This window comes from Microcystis sp. M53598_WE2, assembly GCF_030067735.1.
GTDB lineage: Bacteria > Cyanobacteriota > Cyanobacteriia > Cyanobacteriales > Microcystaceae > Microcystis > Microcystis aeruginosa.
In genome coordinates this window covers 1-2,694 of record NZ_JASJFE010000954.1, presented here as the reverse complement: position 1 = coordinate 2,694, position 2,694 = coordinate 1, and the positions used below count along the sequence as shown (strand labels likewise).

Genomic DNA, 2,694 nt, shown 5'->3' with positions numbered 1-2,694 from the left:
TCAAGGTTTTTGATAACTAATTCCGTGGCGCATTTTCTCTAATTTCTGTTGCACCTGAGCATCGAGAGAATGGAATAAAAAACGCCCTTTGGGACTTTGAGAAGAACTCTGGGATTTTCTCAGACGACGACCGGTTAAATCCACCTCGATTTCCAGACGTTGAGCGGAAATCCACTGGGCCCCATAACCCATAACGGTCATTTTTTGGGCATTATCAGAAGTAGCGACGATAATGCGTCCGATAGCTGGAGCGCGATCGTGCCAAAAATCGGCGCAGGTTTTCTCGATATAGGTGTCGGCGGTTTGAGCGTGAGCGGTAAAATAAACCGATAAATGGTTAGTGTAGCGTTCTTGGCTGCCGGGGGTATGTTGAAGGTAGGAATCGAAGACGATTTGGGTTTGATAACCCTGATGGTGGGTGTAACCGATTAGGGTTTCAATTAACTTGTCTCGCGCCGGTTCGAGACCCTGGCGATCGCTGATTTTTTTCAGGGACGGCCAAGCGCCGATGACGTTGTAGCCGTCAACCAGCAGAAGGGAACGATCAGAAGAATTAAGCATGGCTTTGAGAGTAATTGGTGTGGCATTAAGGGCAGTTCTAAAAAACAGCATCTTAATGATATTAACAAAAAATTTAGGATTCTCCCGCCGCACTGGCCAATAATCTCGCTTTTAAGTCTAGGGGATTTCCCCGATCCGTTACCTTGCCCCCCTCTAATAAAAATGCTCCATCGCTGTAATCCAATTCCTCCAGGCGATGCGTCACCCAAAGGGCCGTAATCCCCCGGTTTTTGACCAATTTCTGCACTTGAGAGACTAATTCTAGCTGGGTATCACCATCCAAAAGGGCGGTGGGTTCATCAAAGAGCAAAACCTCGCAATGACGAGCTAAAGCCCCCGCAATGGCGATTCTTTGCTTTTGTCCGCCACTGAGAGCATAGATCGGGCGTTTTTCCATTTCTAATAAATTCACCGCCCCTAGGGATTCCCGCACCCGCGCCCGAATTGCCGGCGTGGATAAACCCTCGGATACCAACCCAAAAGCCACATCTGCCCCCACTGTTGGCATCACTAACTGATGGTCGGGATTTTGAAAAACAAAACCGAGGGGGTTAGGTATCTCTATTTCCCCGCGACTAGGTTTTAATAATCCCGCTAAGAGCCGCAGCAGGGTTGATTTACCGCTGCCATTTGTCCCCAACAACATCCAAAATTCTCCTCTGGGAACTTGCAAAGAGCAGCCATTTAATACTGATTTCCCATTCGGCCAGCTAAAGCAGAGGTCTGTTACTTTTATAGTCATGAATTATCAGTTATCAGTTATCAGTTATCAGTTATCAGTTATCAGTTATCAGTTATCAGATTTGAGTTTTTAAGTGTGCAGTATTAAATAGAAGTTTCCTACTGTCTTTTTACTGCTCACTGATTACTGTTTACTGATTACTGCTCACTGATAACTGATTAAAGAACTATTCTGTGGCTAAAGCGACAAACCCCGGCGCTCTACCGGTGGAGGCAGCCCCGGATTTTTGTGAAACAATCACCGCACTGATCTGATCGCTCAAAACCGCCACCTTTTTATCGGTTTGTTTTTCGCAGGTTAATTCTAATAATTCGGGATTAGGCGATCGCATAGCGTTAATAATTGTTTGATACAAAGCGTCTGCTGCTGCTTCTTCCTTGCGCTGCACGGAAATGGGGATGGGCGAGAGTTTCAGGGTAATATCGATCGAATACATAGTTTAGCGTTCCCTTCCAAAAAACAAGTCAAAAACCATTGTATAGCAGGGGTTGGGTGTTGGGGTTTTAGGGTATTAGTGATCAGATGTGGGTTTTCAGTTCACTGATTGCTGTTCACTGTGGGGATAACTCTAGCATCATAACCGATTAACTCTCGGCAGTTGGTGTGCAGAGGCGTTGTTAGCTGGCAATCACTTGCTTCAATGAATTAGCAGGGTGCGTTCCCCAAAAATCTATCGGTGCAGCAGTAGGAGCCAGATTAGGGAACGCACCCTGCATCGATAGCGATCGCGCTATGGAGCGCAGCGGAATTGCCGTCCGGTGCAGCGCATTGTTGGGAGTCCATAAGTCTTTTGATCAGAGCATTACTCATGAGAATTGCTTTTTTGTGATCATTTTGTGCAATACTAATTACTTCTTCAGCATCTTCATCACTGATCATTTCAAATTGTTTCTGGCTTGGACATAGGCTATCGTTCAAATCCCTTGGTTCAAACTTGTCTAATTCATCACCATAACTTCGTTTATTGATTTTTATTATTTCCTGTCCAATATCACTCAGCAAATACACAAACAATTTATTAATAAATTGTTGTCCTAATTTATTTGGATAAAAGGAATGAAAGCAGGTAAAATTTATTGCTGTTGTGAAATTGCGTATTACTTTTAACCTGCCCCTGCTAAAGACACCGAATAAAATTGGAGCTGGTTTTCTATTTTCAATTTTGTACCAGGTCTTCCTTGTTTTTGTAAGATACCTCCCATGATATCCCAATTTTTCGCCTTCTTTTATGTAATTTCGTATTTCAGAGTTGTCGTGGTCTTTTACATCTAAACAATGGACTGGCTTATCCTCATTGTATAGTATATTAAAATCATGCTCAGTAAATACTAATTGGGAGCATCTCACTTACGCGATAAGTAATTATACTTAGCCTAAAAGCCACTCTTAAT

3 protein-coding genes and 1 pseudogene are annotated in these 2,694 nt (G+C 43.5%); all 4 read right to left on the bottom strand.

Annotated features, from left to right (window positions below):
* On the bottom strand, positions 1 to 612 hold the full coding sequence (locus PX636_RS19545; RefSeq protein ID WP_002798329.1) for an NYN domain-containing protein: 612 nt from the start codon (positions 610 to 612) through the stop codon (positions 1 to 3).
* 22 nt (positions 613 to 634) lie between these two features.
* Positions 635 to 1,303 carry an energy-coupling factor ABC transporter ATP-binding protein gene (locus PX636_RS19540; protein WP_012265189.1) on the bottom strand — a complete coding sequence of 223 codons (669 nt, stop codon included), beginning with the start codon at positions 1,301 to 1,303 and terminating at the stop codon, positions 635 to 637.
* Between the two features lie 166 nt (positions 1,304 to 1,469).
* Positions 1,470 to 1,739, bottom strand: coding sequence for a UPF0367 protein family (locus PX636_RS19535; protein ID WP_002756830.1), 270 nt, complete (start codon positions 1,737 to 1,739; stop codon positions 1,470 to 1,472).
* 260 nt (positions 1,740 to 1,999) lie between these two features.
* Positions 2,000 to 2,632 (bottom strand): annotated as a pseudogene (locus PX636_RS19530) (SAM-dependent methyltransferase); the annotation flags it as partial.
* Between the last annotated feature and the right edge of the window lie 62 nt (positions 2,633 to 2,694).

Excerpts from the sequence above, each read along its gene's own strand:
- PX636_RS19540 (WP_012265189.1), bottom strand. The coding sequence starts at position 1,303 with ATGACTATAAAAGTAACAGACCTCTGCTTTAGCTGGCCGAATGGGAAA.
- PX636_RS19535 (WP_002756830.1), bottom strand. The coding sequence starts at position 1,739 with ATGTATTCGATCGATATTACCCTGAAACTCTCGCCCATCCCCATTTCC.
- PX636_RS19545 (WP_002798329.1), bottom strand. The coding sequence starts at position 612 with ATGCTGTTTTTTAGAACTGCCCTTAATGCCACACCAATTACTCTCAAA.